The following is a 19,374-nucleotide window of genomic DNA, read 5'->3' as shown; positions in this document are numbered from 1 at the left end:
ATTTAATCGGGTATTTTAACTTTTTCAGGTTCCTCACATTGAAAAGCCTTGAAATCTTCTATAGCTAATTTCAAGTCTTCTAAAAAATTGCTATTGCAACCTTTTTCTACTGCTATCTGGTAATATGCTTCCATTGCTTGGACGGAACAAATATCTGTTCCGCATATTACAAAAGCTGGAATGTCTTCTAATAGGCACTTGTGTAATAATCTTTTTTGGTCTTTCATTTTATTAATTCAAATGAAAATACCACTCTTTTATGCAGTGAGAGTGGTATTGGTTTTTATTTTTTGGTATCATAATAATGTTCTCTTATCGTCCATGCCGGGCAGAACCCGGAAAAGTACGGTATCAAATACCTTCCCGGTTTCTCTCCAGTGCAGGCAGAAAAGGTATCAATTCTACTGGTAATTTTCCTGTCCGAATATATGTTGAACCATTGCATAATTTTCACCACTGTTAGACTTATGCAGCTTATCATCAATAAAAATTTTTACTTCGACTGTCTTAGGTAGCTGTAAATTTTCAAGGTTTTCTTCATCTTTAGGTATAGGGTAGGCAGATAGCCATAAATATGTTCCTTGTTTGGCTTCTTGCTCAAATGTGAATGGACTTTCTACAATAATTTCTTTGGCAGCTTCTTCGGGAGCTTCGGAAGAAATATCTACTCCTACTGTATAATGTATTAGAAGTTTGAAATTTTCTGGGTCGCTTACGGTAGCTTCATAACGTACTTTTCCTGTATCTCCTGTAGGTGGAGTATCAGGGTCGTTGTTATCGTCTTTATTGCATCCAGACAACATAAGGCTTAAACCAATCATTACTAATGATAAATACTTTTTCATATTGTTTCTTTTAAATAGTTGATAATTCAATGTGTATCGTTCCATTTGCAGCATTATATGCTACTTCCTCAATATTGGTGAACCGTCTTATTGATTCTTTCCATTCTTCTGTTTGTGGATTGTGGTAATATTCTTCTTCTAATAGACTTATCAAATTATTTATTTGTTTGTCAGATAGATAAATCTTTTCTCCAACCCTTGGAACTACAGGTAATTGGATTGGTATAGAAATATTGTTCACACCATCTATAGGAATATGGATGTTTATTTCTATCATAGCCATTTCATGTTTAGTATATTTTTGGACGGCTTAAATTTAACAACTTCCTTTTCTGGAACTTCTACAGGTTCTCCAGTTGCCGGATTTCTAGCTATCCGAGCTGGTTGAATAATCTTTTTGAAAGTACCAAAATCTTTTATAGAAACATCTTTTTCTCTTAGATTTTGAGATAATTCTTTGAAAAAACTATCAATTATTTCTGCTACTTCTTTTGTTGGTTTATTTGCCTTTTCAGCAACCATTTTGATTAAATCAGTCTTATTCATTTGCATATCAATAATATTTAATTACTTAAATCACTTAAACAAATTTCAGGAATAATTTGGGTATAGTCTTCTGTATCTGGTCTATAATGTATTGATTCAACTATATTGACCTCACAGATAACATCATATACCCATGCTTTAAAATTTCCTTCTAAATCATCCTCACCATCATTGAATTTATTAAAATCACTTTTAGCTTCATCTGTTAGATATTCTAATAAATTTTGATAGGTAAATTCATTCTGAAACATTATAATGTGAGGTGAAATTTCTTCGCCTATCCTTGGAAGATGCGGAAAATTCCAATCACCCTTTACCTTCATTCCTCTCTCTTTAAAAAAATGGCTATAAATTATAAATTCTATTTTCATATTAGTTTTATTTTAAAATCATCGTTCAGTACAAGCTTTCTTTCCATCGGTTGCCCGTTTTTATCATGAAATCCAGTTAACACAGGTGTTTCTTTTTTCTCGCAAAGTTCTATTGCTTCTTCGGGAGTTATAGAACGTCCTGACATTTCACGCCAAATGACAAAATCACATTTTATGGCTTCATTTCTATAGTTGGAACAATTATAGGCTTTTTTGTTTATATATAAGTTTCCTCCACACTTAGGACACTTACACAATGTATTGTCAAAAGAAATATCTAAGTTCTCTGTTAGAACCAGCCGTGAAGAAAAATCATTTCCTTCTCTTGATTTAAATCCAGTCATAAACGGTGTTTTTTTTCCTTTGGCAAGTATTTCTGCTGCTTCCAATGGTATTTCTCTTTGTGCAATAGTTTTGGGTATATAGAGGTTACAAACTCTGTTGTTGTCCTTGTCCTTTTGCGAATACCCTTTACAAGCATATCCATTTAGTAAAATTTCAATTTCTCTACCACACACAGGACACGGAGTTTCTAATACTTCATTTACGAAAGAAGGAATAACGATTCCATTTTCGATAGTCAGATATGCAGAAAAAGGAACTCCTTTTTTATTATGGAAGTCATGAAATATATCTGTTTTCCCTGTTGTTATTAATTGTCTGGCTATTTCTTCTGTAATCTCTTTTCCCCAATATGAATGATAAATATTAAATGTACATTTGTCATTCATGTTTTTGAAGTAATTACAGGAATATCCTAAACTACCTTTCATTATGTGTCCTTTCTGGCAAATAGGGCATAAGCCTAAATCTTTGATTGTATCATTATCCATTTAATATCCTCCTTTACTAATCCATTTAATGCCGTTTAAAATATTATCTACTTTTTGTTTCCCACTATTTACATATTTAAATTGTCCGGGTACAAGAGTTTTTAGTACTCCAGCCCTTTTAGCGGATTTCATTTGTCGGCATACAGCGTATGCAAGTCCTCGCATTCGTCTAAGTTCATTGACCACATGAATACATAAATCTATCCTTTGCTTATTATCCATAAGATTTTTTTCACCGCCTTGCAATGCTATATTATTTATGTATATCATTAAATCTACACTTCGACTGATAAGTTCATACTCTGTTTTTGCAATTATGGTTAATAATTTGGGGTCTCCAACTGCATATTTAGCTGCTTCGGATTGATACTTAGCTATGTCTCTAGCTAAGGTTGAAGCATAAATAATATCCTTTCCATTTTTCACAACTGCATTAACTGTAGAAAGATAGTTGTATGTCTTTTCCTGTAAGGATTGAATTTGACTCATTTTTTGTTGAATTAAAATTTGAAAGTTACGGATTTTTGTTTCCTCACTTTGTATATCTTTCAGTACACCTTGTTGCGCCTGATGGGAATAAACCAATGTTCCAATCATTGCCGGGTCAATGACAATAGATTGTGCTAGTCCTTTTATGTTGCCCAACAGTAACATTAGGGAAAAAAATAAAAGCACTCTTTTCATATCATTATCTGTTTGTAAATTCATATATTCCTTTTTTCTTTTTTTGTTCTTCTACTCTATTTCTGATAGTTTGAATTATATCACTATTAGCTTTAAGACCATTCATCAGTAGTTCTGGTGTTGATTTATCGCCAGAATAAATGTAGATATTGGTGTTGTTTATTAAAGACTGGATAAAACTTTGCTTTTCTTCGTAATCATATACCCGATATAATTCTATGTAGTTAATCCTTTTTGAAAGTACTCCTTGATATATTTTTATTTGCTCTCTAGTTATAATCCATTTTGTACAAAGTAACATTGAAATATATCTGTAGAAAATTATAAATATCAACAATACTAATATCGTTCCACTGATAAATTTTAATAATTCATGTTCTCTTATATATTTACTAAAAATGAACACGAAAATCGCTAATGTGATTAAAAGGAAATTCTTCATTAACCAATATCGGAATTTAGGCTTTAATATAATATCATCAGAAGCTATGTTTGTTCCATCATTCATAACTTAATACTTTTTTTTTGTTCATGTTGTTTCATTAGAATTTCATTGAAATCTTTTGCTTTTTCTGCTTTATGAGAAATCATAGGAGCTATTATTTTGCTTTTTTCCCTAAAACTTTCTAGTGAAACGTCATTTTTGTTAATAGTGAATTCTCTCCCCTTAGTTTTAAACAGCACATCATCTTTATTTTCTTTTATTGTCACTTCTGTATTACTAATGATTCCAGACACTTTAATGTCATACAAATTACCGTTTAAATCATTATCAAAACAGGTATGTACTTTAGCTTGTGGGTATCGCAATAAAGTGTTTTTTATTTGATTAACTGAAATGTACCCTCCTACACTACAAAAAACACTTTCTTCTAATTTGATTTTGTTAGCATTGAGCTGATAGAAGCTCATAGCATCTAAAGCGGATTCTGCAAAGTATATATGTTTTGCCATTTGGGGGTGTGGGCAAAAATCAGCAATCCAAAGCGAGTTGCTTTTATCTCCTCCGGCAGCCATCCCTTTGAATCCATAGTTTCTTAATTCGTAATTTGTTACTTTGTTGTCTTTATCTTTTGGATTAATATAGGGAAAACCTATATTATAATAATTACCGTTTCCTTGTAAGTCTTTAACCCTTGTGATAAATGGTAGAAACTTTTCTACGACTTGATGATTTATATTTCTTTCATTTGTGAGAAATCTTAAATCAGCGAGTGTAGTAGGAAATTCTTTATATCTATCTCTGTCAAAAGATTTGTTTTCTGCTTTTACAACTTTGAATGCTTCATATTTAGGACTATAAGGCTCATTTGCGTAATGTCCTAAAATCATATTGATTCGCACAAATGTATTTTGATGTTGGAATTGTGGGAAGTCGTTAATATGATTTTTGATGAACTGAATTAAATCTCCACCTTTATAATTCCTATCATAGTAGTGTTCTTGTACACTATGAGGATTCTTGATGATGATTTCATCCAACTTGTTACCTGCTCCGTCTGTCAGTTTAAAAACAGGCGAAACCTTTCCTTTGCTAATGTCTTGTTTATATCCTAAATCTTCAAGTATTTGAATGATGGATATTTTAGCCTTATAATCGTCAAATGTTAGCATAATATTATAGTTTCATTGTTGGAGTATCATTATTTTTTCCGTAGGTTCTACCATATCCGAGAATAGATGCTTCTTGCTTCGCTGTTGCTTTAATAGAACTATCTATTTTATCCATTTGGGTAGATATTTGTTCTCCGACAGTTTGTTTAGTAGCTTCCCTAGAGCTGGAATATGTTTTTTCTACTTCCTTGTAAGAAGCATAATCTTTAGAAAGTTTATGTTTCTCTAAAAAGGCAGCCATTTCGGTGGGTTTATCTTTAAAAATTTCATCAATCCCTTTAGCTCCTTTTTGGGCTACAAACTCTAATCTTTCTTTATCAGATATATATCTTTCTTTCCCTATTGTTTGTTCTTTCTTTTCAGTCGCTTTAATTTCTATAGTATTTGCATCTTTGATTGATAATCCATTTCTGGCATTCAAATCTAGTTTTACTTTTGCAGCTTTGTTTAGTTCCTCGTTTACAATGGTAATTTCTTTTCCATTTTTGAGATTTTCTTGCTGCATAGGAGTAAGCTCTATTCCTCCAAGTTTTTGGGGAATATGAATGTCTTTTGCTTTTATTGATACTATCTCATTAGTATCTTTGTCACGTTGGTGCAATGTTCTTTCTCCTTTTGAATTAGTCTTTACTACGACATTATCAGCTTTTAGGGCTTTTATTTCATCCTTAGTAAAGGATAAATCATTTTTTATTTCTTGTCGTTTAGGAATGAGCAAGATAGCAATCCCAGCGATTGGGTAAACTACTGTAATAGCTGCAATTGCTAGTTTTCTAGCATTGATACCATCAATTTTGATGCGTTTACCTTCTTCTTTGAAATCAATTTCGTTGGCTTTTAATTTAGATTTATTTTCAGGTGTATTCTCGGCTGTTATATATTTAAGAGTTGTTGCTTTCCCTTCAAAATGGAGTTTTCCATTTTCTGTTTTATAAGACACTTTTTCATTGTCTAGAAGTGTTCTATTACCGGGAGTATCTTCAATGGAAAAATTTAGCATACCTGTTTTTTTCCCATTTTTGATGTTTGCAACATCTTCGGGGCTTAAATTTTCCGGTTTAACTCCTACTTCATTAAACTTGTTCCAGTCTATATCAACATATGAACCTTTACCATCTAGGGTTTGGTTTTGTTCATAAGCATATCGATAAAGGTCTTCTCCTTTATATGCAATTTTATTTTCAAGGTCAATGACTGTAAATCCGTCTTTATATCCTTCATTCTTGTTAGTACCTTGTTTTATATCATCCCATTTTATAATTGCAACATTGTGGTTTTCTCGTAAATATTGGCTATATTCTTGAAAATTATTGCTAGCTTGTTCTTTATCAAAGAAACTGATTATTCTTTCTTTAGATTGCTCTAATAAAGATTCTCTATTATCTCCTAAATTGCCAAGTTTAAGTGTATTCAGTGGATAAGTATATGTTTCATTACCTTTGGAAAAGGTAATATCACCATTCCGATATTCTTCTGAATATCCAAGAACTGCTGCTATGGCTCGGAATTGTCCGGCATTTTCATAACTATATTGCAGGGCTTCAAAACTTTTCTTTTCTTCCATTTTATAATTTGAATTTATGTTCTACTTTAGATTGAGATTCATTTCCAAGTGACGGCTTTTGTCCTTTCATGTATTCTATATATTCATTTCTGTTTTTATCAGTATGAATAGTTCCTATAATTTGTGGGTTATGTCGGTCATAAGCTATTTTCTGTTGCTGCTCGAAGTCTAGGAATTTTATTCCTCTTGGATTATTTAAATCTAATCTTATGGCAATTTTTTCTTTGTCAACGTTTAAAATCAATTCCTTACCTGATTTTAGAGTTTCCTTTTGTTGCTTATCCAGCTCAACACCTTTTATGTTTGAAGGTATTGAAATACTTTTGATTTTTGTTTTAAGCAATTCGTTTGTTTCAGGGTCTAATTGTACGAGATATTTTTCATTGTTAATAGTTTTTGTTATTATCTCGTTATCTTGAAGTCGTTCTAACTCCTTTGGTTTAAGGTTTATATCATTCATTATTTCTGGTCTGACTGGATGAACTTTAACGCCAGCATTGTTGCTATCTTTCCAGTACAAACTTATTTTTCCTTTCATACTTATTTCTTCTCCATTATTATCGTGAAAAGAAAGGTCTAGTAAACTGGTTCTCTTTCCAGATAATAGAGCTGTGATATTTGCCTTATCCAAAGACCATATCTGTTTTTTTGATATTCCTATTAGTTCTAATTCTTTATATGGAATATCATTTTCATTAAAAATAGCTTGCTTTTTATCCATGTAATGTATATTTTTGCCCAAAAGTAATAAAAATATCAATATGAAGAATAAAATTATCATGTTTTTTACTTATTCATTGTTTTTTTCAGTGAATGGCTACTGTCAGTTTAATACGGTATTACAGAAAAAGGATATTCCTAAAGCGGAACCTGTATTAGCAACGACAGAAAATAAATTGATAGAAGAAAAAGAAAAGGCTGTTGTCGTCAATGATGCTTTGACTACAGAACGACTTGCATACTGGAAGCAAAGAAGGTATTTATCTTTGCCCATTGATTCAATGGTGATAACTTCCCATTATGGTAAAAGAAAAGACCCATTTACTGGAAAAATAGCAAATCATAGAGGGATAGACCTTAAAGGCAACAACGACTATGTTTATTCGATAATGCCGGGAATGGTTGTAAAAACAGGAAAAAATAAAGGGTTGGGCAATTATGTAGAAGTGCGTCATGGTGATTTTACTTCTATCTATGGGCATTTATACAGTGTGCTTGTAAATGCGAAACAAGCTGTTGAAGCTGGGCAACCAATAGGCATTAGTGGAAGTACCGGGCGCAGCACAGGAGAACACTTACATTTTCAAATGGAATACAAAGATAAAACTATAGACCCTAAGCCAATTCTTGATTATATTAATGAGGTAATCAGAACCGTTAAAGGACAAATTTCACAGCAAATAGATAATGAGTTAAGACGCAAATAAATAGAAAAAGAGGATTGGAAAAGCCAGTCCTCTCTTTTTGGAAGAATCAGAAGAAACCTTTTTTTAATCCTTTTTCTTGTCTTTGAACTTTTTCTAGTGAAGATTGAAGTTGTGACAGAGCTTCTTTCATTCCTTTTTTTACTTCAGGATTCGTTACGGATTCAATAAGCTCTTTTCCTCTTTGAATGTTAGTGTTAAGTATTTCTTTATTCTTCATCTGTTTTGAACGACTTTCATCTATAAAAATAGATGGCATACTTTTGCAACTCCATTCACCATTTACTAGATTGAAATCTTTAATTCTTTCTTTCGCTAAGTAGGTGTGGATAGAAATCTTATCTACAGCCTTATCACTGTATAATTGATTTGCAGATTTCATTAGTCCATTTACGGCTTTGTTATGTGAATCAATATCGGCTAATCGTCCTTGTCCTTTACTTAGTACTTCTTCTTGATACCTGTTGTAAAGTCCTAGTTGGGTAAACTCCTTGGGGGCTGCAATAATATATGCTTCAACTCTAAATCCTGCATCTTTAAATTTTTGTGCTGTCTTTAAAGGTACATCTGGATTTCTCATAGTTCCTTCTATAATAATATTGCATTTCCGTTTAATGGCTTCTTCTATTAGTTTTTCTGTAAAAACGCTAGAAAAAATCTGGGTTTCAATGGGGTATTTAATAGGGTCTTTTATTAGTTCCTTATTGGGGTGAAACTGTCTGTAAAGGTCACCATTAACAGTGAGAAAATCTAAGTTAGGATGGTCTTTCTTTGCAACATTTATAAGAGTGCTTTTTCCGCAAGCTGGTTGTCCACCTAAGATTATAGCAATAGGCTTTTGTGATGATATATTGATGTCCTCAAATAAGCCATCTTTTTTTTGTTCAAAGATGGCTTCTACTTCATAGCGTTGCATAATATGCTTTCAATTTAGGTGCGTAATAGTTTTGTATCTTATCCATGACTGATAAGCGCACATTTTCAGAAACTTCAAACTGCAACAATCCATTTGCTATTTTTTCTTCTGTGTTGAGAACAGAAAGTTCTTTTTGCAGTATTTTTTTTCTGTTTTCATCCTTCTCTTCTGATATTTCATCTATCTTCATCATGCGGAGTGTCCCGATAATGTCGAGCGCAACATCCAAGCTCATTTCTTTATTCATGGTTCATTATAGTTTTATGATTTATACTTCAATAGATTCTGTGAATTTTAATAATGGAATAACTTTCACTGTATGAAATGAAAGTTGGTTAAAAAGCTTATGGGTCTTTAGCATTTCAATTGCTGCATCAGCCGTAACAACACCTTGTTCATAAAGCCGGATTGTTGCATATAACTGGTCATTGGCAACGGGTCCCATTATTAAATCATAGCTGTTTTTTCCTTTTCCTCTGCGGTTATTAACTACAAACTCCAGCCACTCTTTTGTAGCCCCATCAAATCGAAGGACTGAAAACTCTCTATCAAGAATATTATCGGGGACTTCATAAACTGAAACGACCGCTTTTTTACCATGTTCCCGATTTCTTTTGAGTATTGCCCACTTCTTAGCCTGTTCAAAATTAGTTGTCGTATAGAATCCTTTTCCAAAGTCAGTAGCTTTACGCCCTTTCTGTATATTAGGGGATTTGACGGTAACTGTTGAGCCGTGATATAGTTTCATGCCTTTTTATTGATATAAGTTATTATAGTATCTAATATATACTCTGTATCTTGTGTGTGCAGCATTTCAAAATTTTCATATAGAAATTCAAAAACGCCATGATTGGAAAACAGCAAAAGAGTTTCTTTAGCACTTATATTTTTAGTTTCCCTGTAATTTTCAGCACAAAACATTTGAAAAAGCAATATCTTTGGATTGTCCTTTTGTACTTTCTTCTGTTCTGTTTTCTCTTTTTCTAATGCTTCATAAAGTGATAATGTACTTGAATACCATAGTTTTGTATTCTCGTCCAATAATGCCTTGTACAAATTGGAAGAATATATATAGTATAACGCATCTTCTAAAGGTAGCGTTTTTCTTTTCATGACTGTATCAACCAATTCTCTCATAACAAATGGGAGCATAGCCGAACCAAGTTCATTTTGATATGTTTGATTAGTTTCCATAACTATTTATTTTCTAATTTTATATAGCTATCTTGCTGATGTATTTAGCAAAGATAGAGAAAAAACAATTATCATAGACCTATTGTATTGATTAGTTTGTAAATAGGTTCTTTGTATTTCTTTAGATTTTTAATTTGTATAACATACTTATTGATTCCTAGCTCATTAAAGATTTCTGCGTACATTTTTATTATGGATTTTCTGTAGTAGATGGTTAATCCTAGTATTGCAATGCAAATAAAAATCAAATAGACTAGTTCACTATACGCATAGATTGCTAATACAAGAACCCCACCAATAGCCCATAAAAGGCTACTTAAAAGAAATCTTAAGATATTCATAATTTTGTTTGCTGTTCTTTATACTGGCAGCCAAACCAGCTTTAAAGGTTTGTTTATCTCTTTATTTTCAATACTCAAAGATAGTGATTTTCTATAAATGTCGCAAATAATAGGACAATTATTTTTGTTAAAAATGGTTTTAGGTTTATAGACTGCCGAGGTTTTATTTTTCCCTAAGGTTTTTGGTATCATAATAATGTTCTCTTATCGTCCATGCCGGGCAGAACCCGGAAAAGTACGGTATCAAATACCTTCCCGGTTTCTCTCCAGTGCAGGCAGAAAAGGTATCAATTAGATGCAATCCTTTTGCCGATGGGCGGTAGTTCCTGAATGGTGTCGGTGTCTTTTCTTTTATGATGCAGCCGTTTTTCTGTATTCAGATATAGAGAGAAACGACACAAAGAACTTTAGGGAAAAGAAGATTCTTCGTGTTGCTTTTTCTGGAAGTGGAGTATATTAATCATATATTATATATTATTTGTTTATATATTATATATTCGTATATTATTTATATATATAATATTGTATTTTGTTCCTGTTCTTTTTCCCTAATGTTTTATGGTATCAATTTTTTGCGTCCGGCTTCCGGCTGCTTTTGTATTTGGTATCAAAAGGTCGTTCTGCAGGGTGTGCCAGGAATGATAATTCGGTATCATTTCATCATGCCATGTTTACCCATCAATGCCGCAACTCCGAAAAGTACGGTATCAATTTCTTTCCAGACTATTAATAAAGACCGAGAGTTTTATCTCCCGGTCTTTATTAATAGAAATCTCTCTTTTTAATATTCATCATTTGTGATAAATATTTCTACTCTCCTATTTTTAGCACGTCCAGCTTCACTTGTATTGTCTGCAATGGGTTCGCTATATCCTTTTCCATCTTCTGTTATGTTGTTTGTTTCTATACCAGCGGTTCTAAGGTAATTTCCTACTGCTGCTGCTCTATTTTTAGAAAGTATGATATTGTATTGTTTTTCTCCTATATTGTCAGTATGCCCAATTATTTTAATCTTAGTATTGGGTATTTCAGTAATGATATTACATAAGTCAGAAAGCATTTTTTGAGCTTCTTCATTTAATTCATATGAATCAAATTTGAATAAGATTTCACTTTGAGCTGTTGCTTTAAACTGTTCTTTTCCATTTTTATCTTTATAGCTGGAGATTGATAAGCCATCAATAGCTTTTAGTTTATTTCTTCTAGCTTCTATCTTTTCTTGGATAGCTTTATCTCTTTCTTCCTTAACTAATTTTGCACTTCCACCAACTATTGAAGCGGTTGAATAGTTGCTATTATTTTCTATCATGTCTTTTTCTTTGTCGCTTAGTTCAGCGTTACTGAAAGTTATCATATGCGTTGAAGTACATGCGGTAAAAAATGTAATAACGAAGGCTGCTAGTATAATTATTTTCTTTTTCATGATTATCTTATTGCTATAATAGGTCTGATTTTAAATGAATTTCTTTTGCTTGTACTGGTTGCTCTTCCTTTTGTTAATGAAGAAATTAGTGCAAACACTTTAGGAGTATCTTTTCCTGCTCCATCTTCTGTAGAACTCCAGTACCAACCATCAAAGTGCGTTCCTCCAATGATTGAGAAAGAAGAATATATCTTTTCAAGATTATTAGAGATTGCTTTGTTTTGTGCGATAGAGCCAATAAACCAACCTGTAACACCTTTTGGCGCATATTCTATAGCTTTTTGAGCTGCTGGATAAGCTAAGCTATCCTTTATAGCAAAGTTCATTATTGCGGCAGTATTAGCTGCTCCATCAAAGCTGTTTTCATCTTCCGAAACATTAGCTATATCCTCGTCTGTGTCTATTAAAGGATTTTCTTCTAAATCTTCTAATGAAACGGCATAAGCGGTTTCTTTTATATTTGGATTATTCCCATCATTACACCAAAATACAACTCCAATGGCTTCTTTTTCACTGGGTGAAAAAAGCGAGGGATGCACTATACTTCCATCACTACATAAGATACTACCCGGCTGTAATGATGTGTCTATAATATCTTCGTGTTTTGTACATGATGATATTACCCCTATAATGGATAATAGAATTATATATATTTTTTTCATACTTATTTATTTATTTATTTATTGGAAATTTAACACCTACTAATAATCCATTTCGGAAATGGTCACGTGTCCAAAATACAAAATCATTTTTTTGCATTACAAAGACTTGCATTCCATTTCTAAATGAATAGCTATATTCTAAACCTATATCAATGGAAGCCTGAAACCCTTTTCTGTTAGCTCCTAAATCTGCTCCAAACCTCCATCTTAAATTACTGTTTTTGCCTCGTGAGATTGTAGGTTTATATGCTGCACCTATGCCGAATGTTTTATAGCTCCAGAAACTATCAGAGCATACCTTATTACATACCGGGCATTTATCATATGCTGTAGCTAAATCAATATATAGTTCATAAGCATTGTGATATTTACCTTCAAACTCCAGCCCTACAACTGCATTGACAGTATTTTTCCATTGCCAACCTCCTGAAATATTAAAAAACTTATCACCATCACCAGCCATTGACTTTAGGGAAATAAATGAAATCATAATAAGAAATATAATTTTCTTCATTGTGTTATTATTTAATATTGTTAGTTTCATTTTTTTTCTGTGGATTCATACATGATTTTCGAAAAATCAAGACGCCCTTTGTTTATTAGAAATTTTATAGGAATGCCATCATCATAACTATCATATAAGGATTCTTCATCATTCTCTTTTTTTATATTTGATTCCAAGAACAAAAAACCATTTTTCTGTAATTGTTCCACTTGCCATATTACATTATCGAAATAGTGAAGTAGGATAAATTGGGATGTATTAGGGGAATATTTTCCTTCTGTGAACAAATAGAAGAATTCTTTAGTATATAGCCTTCCTAAATATGTGGTTAATTCATTTTTGATTCCAGTGAATTCCGAACCAACATTTAAGGTATGACACTCATTCAATCCTCTTATAAATATTTCAGTTTCCCTATCACGCTTTAGCATTTCTGACAAAATACTTATATCAGGATTACATACGGTTGCTATGATGTAAGCAAGATTACAATATTCTTTAGGATAGTGTTTGCAGTAATAGTATATGGTTGCTGCAAAAATATTTTCCGCTGTCATTTTGAAGTATAAATATTCATCCCATTTATAAGTTTCTCTATACTGCATTCCACTCTTCTCAATAGCAAGAAATATATCTTTGGATATTTCTATAGCTTTGGGAATACTATTTATTTTCTCTTTATCAATGGGGTTGTCAAAATAGAAATCCTCGTTCCAGTTAATGGAACGTAATTTATAACCAAGACTTGGGGTTATAATTGGAGTTACTTCTTTTTTCTCATTGAGAATATTCATATGTTTTATTTTTAATTATTAAAACCAGAATTTATATATAGCAATTAAAATTAAAAAACCGAGAAGGAGTATCTGTGTTAACAAAATACCTCGCTTTAAAATGTAATATTCTTCTCGCTTCTTGGATTCTTCTTTTAATGTTTTTATTAGTTCTTCTATAGACATCTCAAGTTGGCTGCCTTTTTCCATAGCCTTTTCTATGCGCTTTGTATAGGCTTCGACACGTTTCAATTCTTGATATACCAGTTCTACCGCAAGCTGCGGGTTTACTTTCGGCGTGGTGTCTTTCCTTTTCCGTGGGCTGTACTGTCCCTGCTTAACGGGGGAAGCGGTTGCCTCTGGGCGTGAGTTTGTTTCCATATTAATTCCTGTTTTTATTTATTCGGTAAAAGCATCTGCATGAAGAATGTCTGCATAATCAATTCTTAATGTTATAGTACGTCCTGAAATCTGTTTTTCAGATATTTCTATGGTAAGAACTTTTTCGTCTGGGAAAGTAAATTTTTCAAAGACAAAAATATTTCGATAGTTCTTCTTGAAAACAAGATTCTTATTAACTTGCATCAATGGAAGTATTTCTATAGATTGAAAATTAGTAGCCTTTGTTTGTTTTTTATCTTCTATTTTGAAGCGTATTTGGTCTATATCATATCGTATTTTTGTTTTATTAATCATAGAAATATCAATAAAGAAATACTTATCTAATGTGTAGATATTGTTTAGTACAATTTTCATTAGGTTACTTTTACTGGAAACATCATAGAATTTATTTTTTGAAATAAACATTCTATGTGCGTAATCATACATTTGTGCTTTGGTTAAGTTCACTTCTGGATTCATATAGCTACGTAAATCAGCATAAGGGATATTAAAGCGAGTGTATGCTTTTGCTAAATCGCTACTATATACTAGCATATATTGTACGAAAAATCTTTCTGTAACAATGGTGATAACTCCACTAGCTCCTTCTTTTGTGGGCTTTATTCTAAGAGAGTTACCAGTAGGAATATCGCCAACAATATCATTGACTGATATATCAACATATTTTATATCTTCCATAGCTATAAAATGCGTTGAAACATCTTTGTTGACATATATAACCTTTAGTTCTTCTGGGTTTTCACCTGCAAGCTCGATGTTTTCTCCAATAGGGGTGTTCTGTGCATTTCCTGTAATAACAGAAACCATTGTGCATAATGCAATAAAAATCTTTCTCATATTATTGTTCTTTATCTTTGTTGTTTACTAAAAAAACTTGTGTGTTATATTTTAATTTGGCTTTGTTTTTTTTGATGTTTTTGGAAAGAGCTTGGGTTGTACTACGGTAAGCATCTTGTAAAGCACCTAAAGCGAATTGTTCTACTCCTTCTGATTGGCTGTTCATTTGTATAGTTTGGCTTCCTATTTGCGCTCCAACATCTTTACTCAAATCTCTAAAAGCTGATGAAGGAACAAAGAAACCTTCTTGTCCGTCATTATCATATACAGATAAATCTACTTTCATTTGTCTGCCATCAACCATTATAGAGGAAATATTAATGTGTACTCTTTGAGCTTTAAAGCCAGATACATTCCCATATAGGTAAGTGCCTTTAGTTAAAAGAGCGTCATTAATCATTATATCATCTAAAAGCCGTATGCGTACTCGGCTACCATCTGTTACTTTTAAAGTTTCATCTAATATAGCTGTGATTAGTGAAGTTTTTTGTTCTTTCCCTACAGTATTAAAATATACTTCTGCGGGATTTTTCGCTTTTACAACTTCTATAGCCTTTTCTTTTGGCTTTTCATCTTGTTTTTTTTGAGGTGTTCTAGGACGTGGATTTTGCAATGAATCTATATAAGCCATTTGCATTTTAAAAAGCTCCATTTCTTCTTGCATCTTGGATTTTTCAGGAGCTTTCCTAGTTTCTGTTTGACTTGATTCATCTATAGTAGGAAATCCTTTTATTTGTTGTTCCAATTCCTTTTCTCGGATTCTAGAAGCTTGATTTAAACTGTCAATTTGCCTTATTTCATCATTGGAGTAAAGAGAACCAGAACTTTCAATTTCGCTAACTTCTTCTTCTTTATCTATGGTTTGTATTGATGAATAATCAGAAGATTTATTGAAAGCTCCTTTGAGTGATTCAAATTTACTTTTTATCTCTCTTTTTTCTAAATTAGCATCAGGAATATCAAGATTTAATTCTTCCGTTTCTACTAATGTAGTTTCTTCTGCTGGGGCAGAGTTTATCATATCCTTAACTAGCCATCCTATCCCTAGGATAAAAGGTAGGATGAGTATAGGAATGATGTACTTAGGTTTTTTAATATTAATCTGTTTCATACGCTATTTATTTAATTTATGGTATAAATCTTTTATTCGTACAGTGTCTTCTGGAGTTAATTTCCCATTTTTTCTTAGCTCATTAATTTCATTTTGCATTTTAATTACTTCTAGCAACTCGTCAACTCCTACTCGTTTTTTTTGTAGGCTACTATCAATGTTAATTTGTATTTAATCTAAGTATTTACAACCGATTATTACTCAATATTTTATAGATAATAAGTCAGAAATATGGTTGTTATTTTTAATTGCACATTCTAAAAGGTGAAGATTTAACGCTTTTATTGATTATTAACTCAAAAAGGACATCAACTTGGGTCGTTTCTTCTCTTTTCCTTGCTATTCGTTTCCGATATTCCACTTTTGTTTTGGTCTATCTCATATGTACTGCAAAGGTATTGATTTTTGTTTGATATTGCTCCTTGCTTGCTCCTTGTCGTAGATTAATTTTCACACAGGAATTTTTGTTCTCTTTCTATAGGGGCTTGAAACAATCCATTTATTGGAAACAATTAAAGACGGAGCTGGTTTGCCCCAGTGCTTTTTAAGAAACAGGGCAATTATTTTATCTCCACAAAGGCTCTTGTTCCCAATTATGAGGAAAGCCTAATAAACGGGTTCTTACTGATGGGTATTTCGATAAAAGCTGCTTGAAATCTGCAACAAAAGTGTTGCCCATAGAAATGGAGTTAAGCCAATACACCACATAGCAGAGTTGCGGATAAAGTGTTTGTTCACGGAACGAGAAATCCGTAATCCATGTGTTTGGCATACGCATAGGCATCATTGGCTTGACAGGAAAGACCCGATTTGACAGTCTTGAATGATGGGCGCAGCAATTACGAAGTACGGGTCTGGGTACGGATTAAAAGGCTAAGTGATTATTTTCAGTCATTTAGCCTTTTTAATTATCTAATTTTTCCCCACAGCTGTCTATTTATATATTTTAGAAACATATTTTTCCGTAAAGTTATGTACCTTTGTCGGCAAATAAAGATATTCTCGTCAAACAAATATAAATAATATAAACATGGGAAAAAACAGAAAAAAACAAATCGTAGTTTTGTGTATAGCTTTAGTTTGCATTTTCATCTTGGTATTTTCATTGTTCCATAAATCAGCGACAAAAGATAGCGCAAATCCTCCTTTAACAAATGTTTTGACTGATAGCATTTCTCAAATTGTCTCAGCTTGTCCTGGCGAAATTGGTGTGGCGGTTATTGTTAATAACAGAGATACGGTTAAGGTCAATAATAAGAGTGTTTATCCTATGATGAGTGTGTTTAAGGTTCATCAGGCATTAGCTCTTTGTAATGACTTTGACAATAAAGGAATTTCACTTGATACCTTAGTAAATATAAATAGGGATAAACTTGACCCAAAGACTTGGAGTCCTATGCTGAAAGATTATTCAGGGCCAGTCATATCATTGACAGTGAGAGATTTGCTGCGTTATACTCTTACTCAGAGTGACAACAATGCAAGCAACCTTATGTTTAAGGATATGGTTAATGTCGCTCAAACAGATAGTTTTATAGCCACACTCATTCCTCGTTCAAGTTTTCAGATAGCTTATACGGAAGAGGAAATGTCGGCTGACCATAACAAGGCTTACTCTAACTATACATCTCCTCTTGGTGCTGCAATGTTGATGAATCGTTTGTTTACTGAAGGTCTTATCGATGATGAGAAACAAAGTTTCATTAAGAATACGTTAAAAGAATGCAAAACAGGTGTAGATAGGATAGCAGCTCCACTTCTTGATAAAGAAGGGGTTGTTATAGCGCATAAGACAGGTTCAGGTTATGTTAATGAAAATGGTGTTCTTGCAGCTCACAATGATGTTGCCTATATATGTCTGCCTAATAATATCAGTTATACCTTAGCGGTATTTGTTAAGGATTTCAAGGGAAATGAATCACAAGCGTCACAATATGTTGCGCATATATCAGCTGTAGTATATTCTTTATTAATGCAAACTTCAGTAAAAGGGAGTGTAAACTGAACTGTGTCAAGTTTAGTTTTGTTGTGTCGGAGTAGGCGGCCATGGCCGCCTACTCCAACCGCTAATTTATCAAACCTATCAAAGAACTCCAAATAATAGTGTTTTTTCAGGACAGTATCCTGAACCTGTCCGGGAACAGGATGGCCAGTTGCTGGGCAGTCTGACCCCAGTTCTGGACAGGCTGCGTCCACTTGCGTCTGATTCTTGTAAATGCCATAAACACAAGTTTTTCGAGGGCTGTGTCGTTCGGAAAGACCCCCTTGTTCTTGGTGACCTTACGCAACTGGCGGTGGTAGCCCTCCACGGTGTTGGTGGTGTATATTATGCGCCGTATGTGTTCGGAGTATTGGAAGTACGCGCTGAGCCTTTCCCAGTTGTCACGCCAGCTCTTGATGACTATCGGATAGTCCTCGCCCCACTTCAGTTCCAGCTCATCCAGAGCCTGTTCCGCCGCATCCTTGTTCACCGCCTGGTAGACCTGCTTCAGATCCTTCATGAACTCCTTCTGCCGCTTGCTGGCCACATACTTTATCGAGTTGCGTATCTGGTGGACTATACACAACTGCACCGTGGTCTCGGGAAAGACGCTCGCTATCGCATCCGGGAAACCCTTCAGCCCGTCAACGCACGCTATGAGGATGTCCCGGACTCCTCTGCTCTGGAGGTCGGTCAGGACACCCAGCCAGAAGTTCGCACCCTCGCTCTTGGATATGTACATCCCGAGCAATTCCTTGCGGCCTTCCGAATTGATTGCCAGAACATTATATATGGCTCTGGTCACAGGACGGTTCTTCTCGTCCATCACCTTATAATGCACCGCATCAAGCCATACTATGGGATAGACGCTTTCCAGCGCCCGGCTCTTCCATGCCTGGATCTCCGGCAGCACCCTGTCCGTGATGCTGCTGATCGTCTCCGCCGATATCCTGTTCCCGAACTGCTCCTCCAGTATGTCGCTTATCTCCCTCGTGCTGTTCCCGATGGCATACAGCCCTATTATCCTGTCCGCCAATGAGTCCGCCAGTATCTTCTCCCTCTTCCGGACAACCTGCGGGTCGAATGTCCCGTCCCTGTCCCGCGGCGTGTTGATCGTTATTTCGCCCATCGAGGTCTGGACCTGCTTGCTCATGTGCCCGTTGCGCCGATTCCCGTACTCCCGTTCTACTCCTTCCAGATGGCTGTCCATCTCTCCTTCCAGCGCGCTGTTAAGCAGATTCTCCAACAGCGGTGCCAATACTCCGTCCTTGCCGGATAGTGGTACTCCCGCCTTCAATTGTTCTATGGCGTTCGCCTTGAACTGTTCGTAATCAAATCTTTCGCTCAT

The 19,374-nt window shown here is 33.9% G+C and carries 25 protein-coding genes and 1 pseudogene; 2 read left to right on the top strand and 24 right to left on the bottom strand.

Translation table 11 applies throughout. From position 1 onward, the window contains the following. Window positions 1-2: 2 nt before the first annotated feature. The 11 genes from D8S85_RS21145 to D8S85_RS21095 all read right to left on the bottom strand — a co-directional run bounded on the left by D8S85_RS21145 (window position 3) and on the right by D8S85_RS21095 (window position 7,178). Window positions 3-227, bottom strand: a complete 225-nt coding sequence (locus tag D8S85_RS21145; RefSeq protein WP_004295344.1) for a hypothetical protein — start codon at window positions 225-227, stop codon at window positions 3-5. Window positions 228-401: 174 nt separating this feature from the next. Next, window positions 402-845: a hypothetical protein gene (locus tag D8S85_RS21140; protein WP_029429444.1), complete on the bottom strand. Its 444-nt coding sequence runs from the start codon at window positions 843-845 to the stop codon at window positions 402-404. 10 nt (window positions 846-855) lie between these two features. Then, window positions 856-1,128 carry a hypothetical protein gene (locus tag D8S85_RS21135; protein ID WP_004295341.1) on the bottom strand — a complete coding sequence of 91 codons (273 nt, stop codon included), beginning with the start codon at window positions 1,126-1,128 and terminating at the stop codon, window positions 856-858. After that, window positions 1,119-1,397, bottom strand: coding sequence for an HU family DNA-binding protein (locus D8S85_RS21130; protein ID WP_004295340.1), 279 nt, complete (start codon window positions 1,395-1,397; stop codon window positions 1,119-1,121). Before D8S85_RS21130 ends, D8S85_RS21135 begins: the two co-directional genes overlap by 10 nt. 11 nt (window positions 1,398-1,408) lie before the next feature. Beyond that, entirely contained in the window at window positions 1,409-1,762 is a 354-nt protein-coding gene (locus tag D8S85_RS21125) for a hypothetical protein (protein ID WP_004295339.1), read from the bottom strand. Continuing rightward, the gene (locus D8S85_RS21120; protein ID WP_127075827.1) at window positions 1,759-2,595 is read right to left on the bottom strand and encodes a topoisomerase C-terminal repeat-containing protein; all 837 of its coding nucleotides are present in this window, start codon (window positions 2,593-2,595) and stop codon (window positions 1,759-1,761) included. Before D8S85_RS21120 ends, D8S85_RS21125 begins: the two co-directional genes overlap by 4 nt. Further along, the gene (locus D8S85_RS21115) at window positions 2,596-3,303 is read right to left on the bottom strand and encodes a hypothetical protein (RefSeq protein WP_005647345.1); all 708 of its coding nucleotides are present in this window, start codon (window positions 3,301-3,303) and stop codon (window positions 2,596-2,598) included. Continuing rightward, the gene (locus D8S85_RS21110; RefSeq protein ID WP_005647342.1) at window positions 3,284-3,787 is read right to left on the bottom strand and encodes a PH domain-containing protein; all 504 of its coding nucleotides are present in this window, start codon (window positions 3,785-3,787) and stop codon (window positions 3,284-3,286) included. Before D8S85_RS21110 ends, D8S85_RS21115 begins: the two co-directional genes overlap by 20 nt. Continuing rightward, entirely contained in the window at window positions 3,784-4,893 is a 1,110-nt protein-coding gene (locus D8S85_RS21105) for a toprim domain-containing protein (protein WP_127075825.1), read from the bottom strand. Before D8S85_RS21105 ends, D8S85_RS21110 begins: the two co-directional genes overlap by 4 nt. 4 nt (window positions 4,894-4,897) lie before the next feature. After that, window positions 4,898-6,457, bottom strand: a complete 1,560-nt coding sequence (locus tag D8S85_RS21100) for a DUF3945 domain-containing protein (protein WP_127075823.1) — start codon at window positions 6,455-6,457, stop codon at window positions 4,898-4,900. Between the two features lies 1 nt (window position 6,458). After that, complete coding sequence (locus D8S85_RS21095) at window positions 6,459-7,178, bottom strand: DUF4099 domain-containing protein (RefSeq protein ID WP_205702836.1); 720 nt, start codon at window positions 7,176-7,178, stop codon at window positions 6,459-6,461. A gap of 40 nt (window positions 7,179-7,218) precedes the next feature. On the opposite strand from D8S85_RS21095, the gene D8S85_RS21090 reads away from it, so the two are divergent. Beyond that, window positions 7,219-7,884 carry a M23 family metallopeptidase gene (locus D8S85_RS21090; RefSeq protein WP_127075819.1) on the top strand — a complete coding sequence of 222 codons (666 nt, stop codon included), beginning with the start codon at window positions 7,219-7,221 and terminating at the stop codon, window positions 7,882-7,884. A gap of 46 nt (window positions 7,885-7,930) precedes the next feature. Here D8S85_RS21090 and D8S85_RS21085 read toward each other — a convergent pair whose 3' ends face one another. The 12 genes and pseudogenes from D8S85_RS21085 to D8S85_RS22180 all read right to left on the bottom strand — a co-directional run bounded on the left by D8S85_RS21085 (window position 7,931) and on the right by D8S85_RS22180 (window position 16,832). Next, window positions 7,931-8,797: a zeta toxin family protein gene (locus D8S85_RS21085; RefSeq protein WP_008765240.1), complete on the bottom strand. Its 867-nt coding sequence runs from the start codon at window positions 8,795-8,797 to the stop codon at window positions 7,931-7,933. Beyond that, the gene (locus tag D8S85_RS21080; RefSeq protein ID WP_005647331.1) at window positions 8,784-9,044 is read right to left on the bottom strand and encodes a hypothetical protein; all 261 of its coding nucleotides are present in this window, start codon (window positions 9,042-9,044) and stop codon (window positions 8,784-8,786) included. The genes D8S85_RS21085 and D8S85_RS21080 overlap by 14 nt, the downstream gene beginning before the upstream one ends. Before the next feature lie 21 nt (window positions 9,045-9,065). Beyond that, window positions 9,066-9,545, bottom strand: a complete 480-nt coding sequence (locus D8S85_RS21075) for a DUF3990 domain-containing protein (RefSeq protein WP_005647329.1) — start codon at window positions 9,543-9,545, stop codon at window positions 9,066-9,068. Beyond that, window positions 9,542-9,991 (bottom strand): DUF3791 domain-containing protein, encoded by a 450-nt coding sequence (locus D8S85_RS21070; RefSeq protein ID WP_004295329.1) that lies wholly within the window; start codon window positions 9,989-9,991, stop codon window positions 9,542-9,544. The genes D8S85_RS21075 and D8S85_RS21070 overlap by 4 nt, the downstream gene beginning before the upstream one ends. Window positions 9,992-11,113: 1,122 nt before the next feature. Beyond that, window positions 11,114-11,755: an OmpA family protein gene (locus D8S85_RS21055; protein ID WP_008675920.1), complete on the bottom strand. Its 642-nt coding sequence runs from the start codon at window positions 11,753-11,755 to the stop codon at window positions 11,114-11,116. A 2-nt stretch (window positions 11,756-11,757) separates the two neighbouring features. Then, window positions 11,758-12,417: a hypothetical protein gene (locus D8S85_RS21050; RefSeq protein ID WP_127075817.1), complete on the bottom strand. Its 660-nt coding sequence runs from the start codon at window positions 12,415-12,417 to the stop codon at window positions 11,758-11,760. Between the two features lie 10 nt (window positions 12,418-12,427). Further along, window positions 12,428-12,931 carry a hypothetical protein gene (locus tag D8S85_RS21045; RefSeq protein ID WP_005780944.1) on the bottom strand — a complete coding sequence of 168 codons (504 nt, stop codon included), beginning with the start codon at window positions 12,929-12,931 and terminating at the stop codon, window positions 12,428-12,430. A gap of 26 nt (window positions 12,932-12,957) precedes the next feature. Beyond that, window positions 12,958-13,716, bottom strand: coding sequence for a hydroxylase (locus tag D8S85_RS21040; protein ID WP_229537829.1), 759 nt, complete (start codon window positions 13,714-13,716; stop codon window positions 12,958-12,960). Window positions 13,717-13,848: 132 nt separating this feature from the next. Further along, window positions 13,849-14,076 (bottom strand): annotated as a pseudogene (locus D8S85_RS22185) (hypothetical protein); the annotation flags it as partial. 18 nt (window positions 14,077-14,094) lie between these two features. Continuing rightward, a complete protein-coding gene (gene traN / locus D8S85_RS21030) occupies window positions 14,095-14,934 on the bottom strand; it encodes a conjugative transposon protein TraN (protein ID WP_004295380.1) in 840 nt (279 codons plus the stop codon). Between the two features lies 1 nt (window position 14,935). After that, entirely contained in the window at window positions 14,936-16,045 is a 1,110-nt protein-coding gene (gene traM, locus D8S85_RS21025; protein WP_127075813.1) for a conjugative transposon protein TraM, read from the bottom strand. Between the two features lie 565 nt (window positions 16,046-16,610). Continuing rightward, window positions 16,611-16,832 (bottom strand): Abi family protein, encoded by a 222-nt coding sequence (locus D8S85_RS22180; protein ID WP_004356044.1) that lies wholly within the window; start codon window positions 16,830-16,832, stop codon window positions 16,611-16,613. A 243-nt stretch (window positions 16,833-17,075) separates the two neighbouring features. Between D8S85_RS22180 and D8S85_RS21015 the strand changes: the two genes are divergently transcribed. Then, the gene (locus tag D8S85_RS21015; RefSeq protein ID WP_127075811.1) at window positions 17,076-18,050 is read left to right on the top strand and encodes a CfxA family broad-spectrum class A beta-lactamase; all 975 of its coding nucleotides are present in this window, start codon (window positions 17,076-17,078) and stop codon (window positions 18,048-18,050) included. Between the two features lie 106 nt (window positions 18,051-18,156). On the opposite strand, the gene D8S85_RS21010 is transcribed toward D8S85_RS21015, so the two are convergent. Beyond that, window positions 18,157-19,374: an IS256 family transposase gene (locus D8S85_RS21010; RefSeq protein WP_127075809.1), complete on the bottom strand. Its 1,218-nt coding sequence runs from the start codon at window positions 19,372-19,374 to the stop codon at window positions 18,157-18,159.

Origin of the sequence: Butyricimonas faecalis, from assembly GCF_003991565.1 — a bacterium.
Taxonomy (GTDB): Bacteria; Bacteroidota; Bacteroidia; order Bacteroidales; family Marinifilaceae; genus Butyricimonas; species Butyricimonas faecalis.
This window is presented reverse-complemented; position numbering and strand designations above follow the sequence as displayed.

Bases quoted from the DNA above. Each gene is read 5' to 3' on its own strand.
- D8S85_RS21145 (WP_004295344.1), bottom strand. From the start codon at position 227: ATGAAAGACCAAAAAAGATTATTACACAAGTGCCTATTAGAAGACATT.
- D8S85_RS21140 (WP_029429444.1), bottom strand. From the start codon at position 845: ATGAAAAAGTATTTATCATTAGTAATGATTGGTTTAAGCCTTATGTTG.
- D8S85_RS21135 (WP_004295341.1), bottom strand. From the start codon at position 1,128: ATGGCTATGATAGAAATAAACATCCATATTCCTATAGATGGTGTGAAC.
- D8S85_RS21130 (WP_004295340.1), bottom strand. From the start codon at position 1,397: ATGCAAATGAATAAGACTGATTTAATCAAAATGGTTGCTGAAAAGGCA.
- D8S85_RS21125 (WP_004295339.1), bottom strand. From the start codon at position 1,762: ATGAAAATAGAATTTATAATTTATAGCCATTTTTTTAAAGAGAGAGGA.
- D8S85_RS21120 (WP_127075827.1), bottom strand. From the start codon at position 2,595: ATGGATAATGATACAATCAAAGATTTAGGCTTATGCCCTATTTGCCAG.
- D8S85_RS21115 (WP_005647345.1), bottom strand. From the start codon at position 3,303: ATGAATTTACAAACAGATAATGATATGAAAAGAGTGCTTTTATTTTTT.
- D8S85_RS21110 (WP_005647342.1), bottom strand. From the start codon at position 3,787: ATGAATGATGGAACAAACATAGCTTCTGATGATATTATATTAAAGCCT.
- D8S85_RS21105 (WP_127075825.1), bottom strand. From the start codon at position 4,893: ATGCTAACATTTGACGATTATAAGGCTAAAATATCCATCATTCAAATA.
- D8S85_RS21100 (WP_127075823.1), bottom strand. From the start codon at position 6,457: ATGGAAGAAAAGAAAAGTTTTGAAGCCCTGCAATATAGTTATGAAAAT.
- D8S85_RS21095 (WP_205702836.1), bottom strand. From the start codon at position 7,178: ATGGATAAAAAGCAAGCTATTTTTAATGAAAATGATATTCCATATAAA.
- D8S85_RS21090 (WP_127075819.1), top strand. From the start codon at position 7,219: ATGAAGAATAAAATTATCATGTTTTTTACTTATTCATTGTTTTTTTCA.
- D8S85_RS21085 (WP_008765240.1), bottom strand. From the start codon at position 8,797: ATGCAACGCTATGAAGTAGAAGCCATCTTTGAACAAAAAAAAGATGGC.
- D8S85_RS21080 (WP_005647331.1), bottom strand. From the start codon at position 9,044: ATGAATAAAGAAATGAGCTTGGATGTTGCGCTCGACATTATCGGGACA.
- D8S85_RS21075 (WP_005647329.1), bottom strand. From the start codon at position 9,545: ATGAAACTATATCACGGCTCAACAGTTACCGTCAAATCCCCTAATATA.
- D8S85_RS21070 (WP_004295329.1), bottom strand. From the start codon at position 9,991: ATGGAAACTAATCAAACATATCAAAATGAACTTGGTTCGGCTATGCTC.
- D8S85_RS21055 (WP_008675920.1), bottom strand. From the start codon at position 11,755: ATGAAAAAGAAAATAATTATACTAGCAGCCTTCGTTATTACATTTTTT.
- D8S85_RS21050 (WP_127075817.1), bottom strand. From the start codon at position 12,417: ATGAAAAAAATATATATAATTCTATTATCCATTATAGGGGTAATATCA.
- D8S85_RS21045 (WP_005780944.1), bottom strand. From the start codon at position 12,931: ATGAAGAAAATTATATTTCTTATTATGATTTCATTTATTTCCCTAAAG.
- D8S85_RS21040 (WP_229537829.1), bottom strand. From the start codon at position 13,716: ATGAATATTCTCAATGAGAAAAAAGAAGTAACTCCAATTATAACCCCA.
- traN (WP_004295380.1), bottom strand. From the start codon at position 14,934: ATGAGAAAGATTTTTATTGCATTATGCACAATGGTTTCTGTTATTACA.
- traM (WP_127075813.1), bottom strand. From the start codon at position 16,045: ATGAAACAGATTAATATTAAAAAACCTAAGTACATCATTCCTATACTC.
- D8S85_RS22180 (WP_004356044.1), bottom strand. From the start codon at position 16,832: ATGATGCCTATGCGTATGCCAAACACATGGATTACGGATTTCTCGTTC.
- D8S85_RS21015 (WP_127075811.1), top strand. From the start codon at position 17,076: ATGGGAAAAAACAGAAAAAAACAAATCGTAGTTTTGTGTATAGCTTTA.
- D8S85_RS21010 (WP_127075809.1), bottom strand. From the start codon at position 19,374: ATGAGCGAAAGATTTGATTACGAACAGTTCAAGGCGAACGCCATAGAA.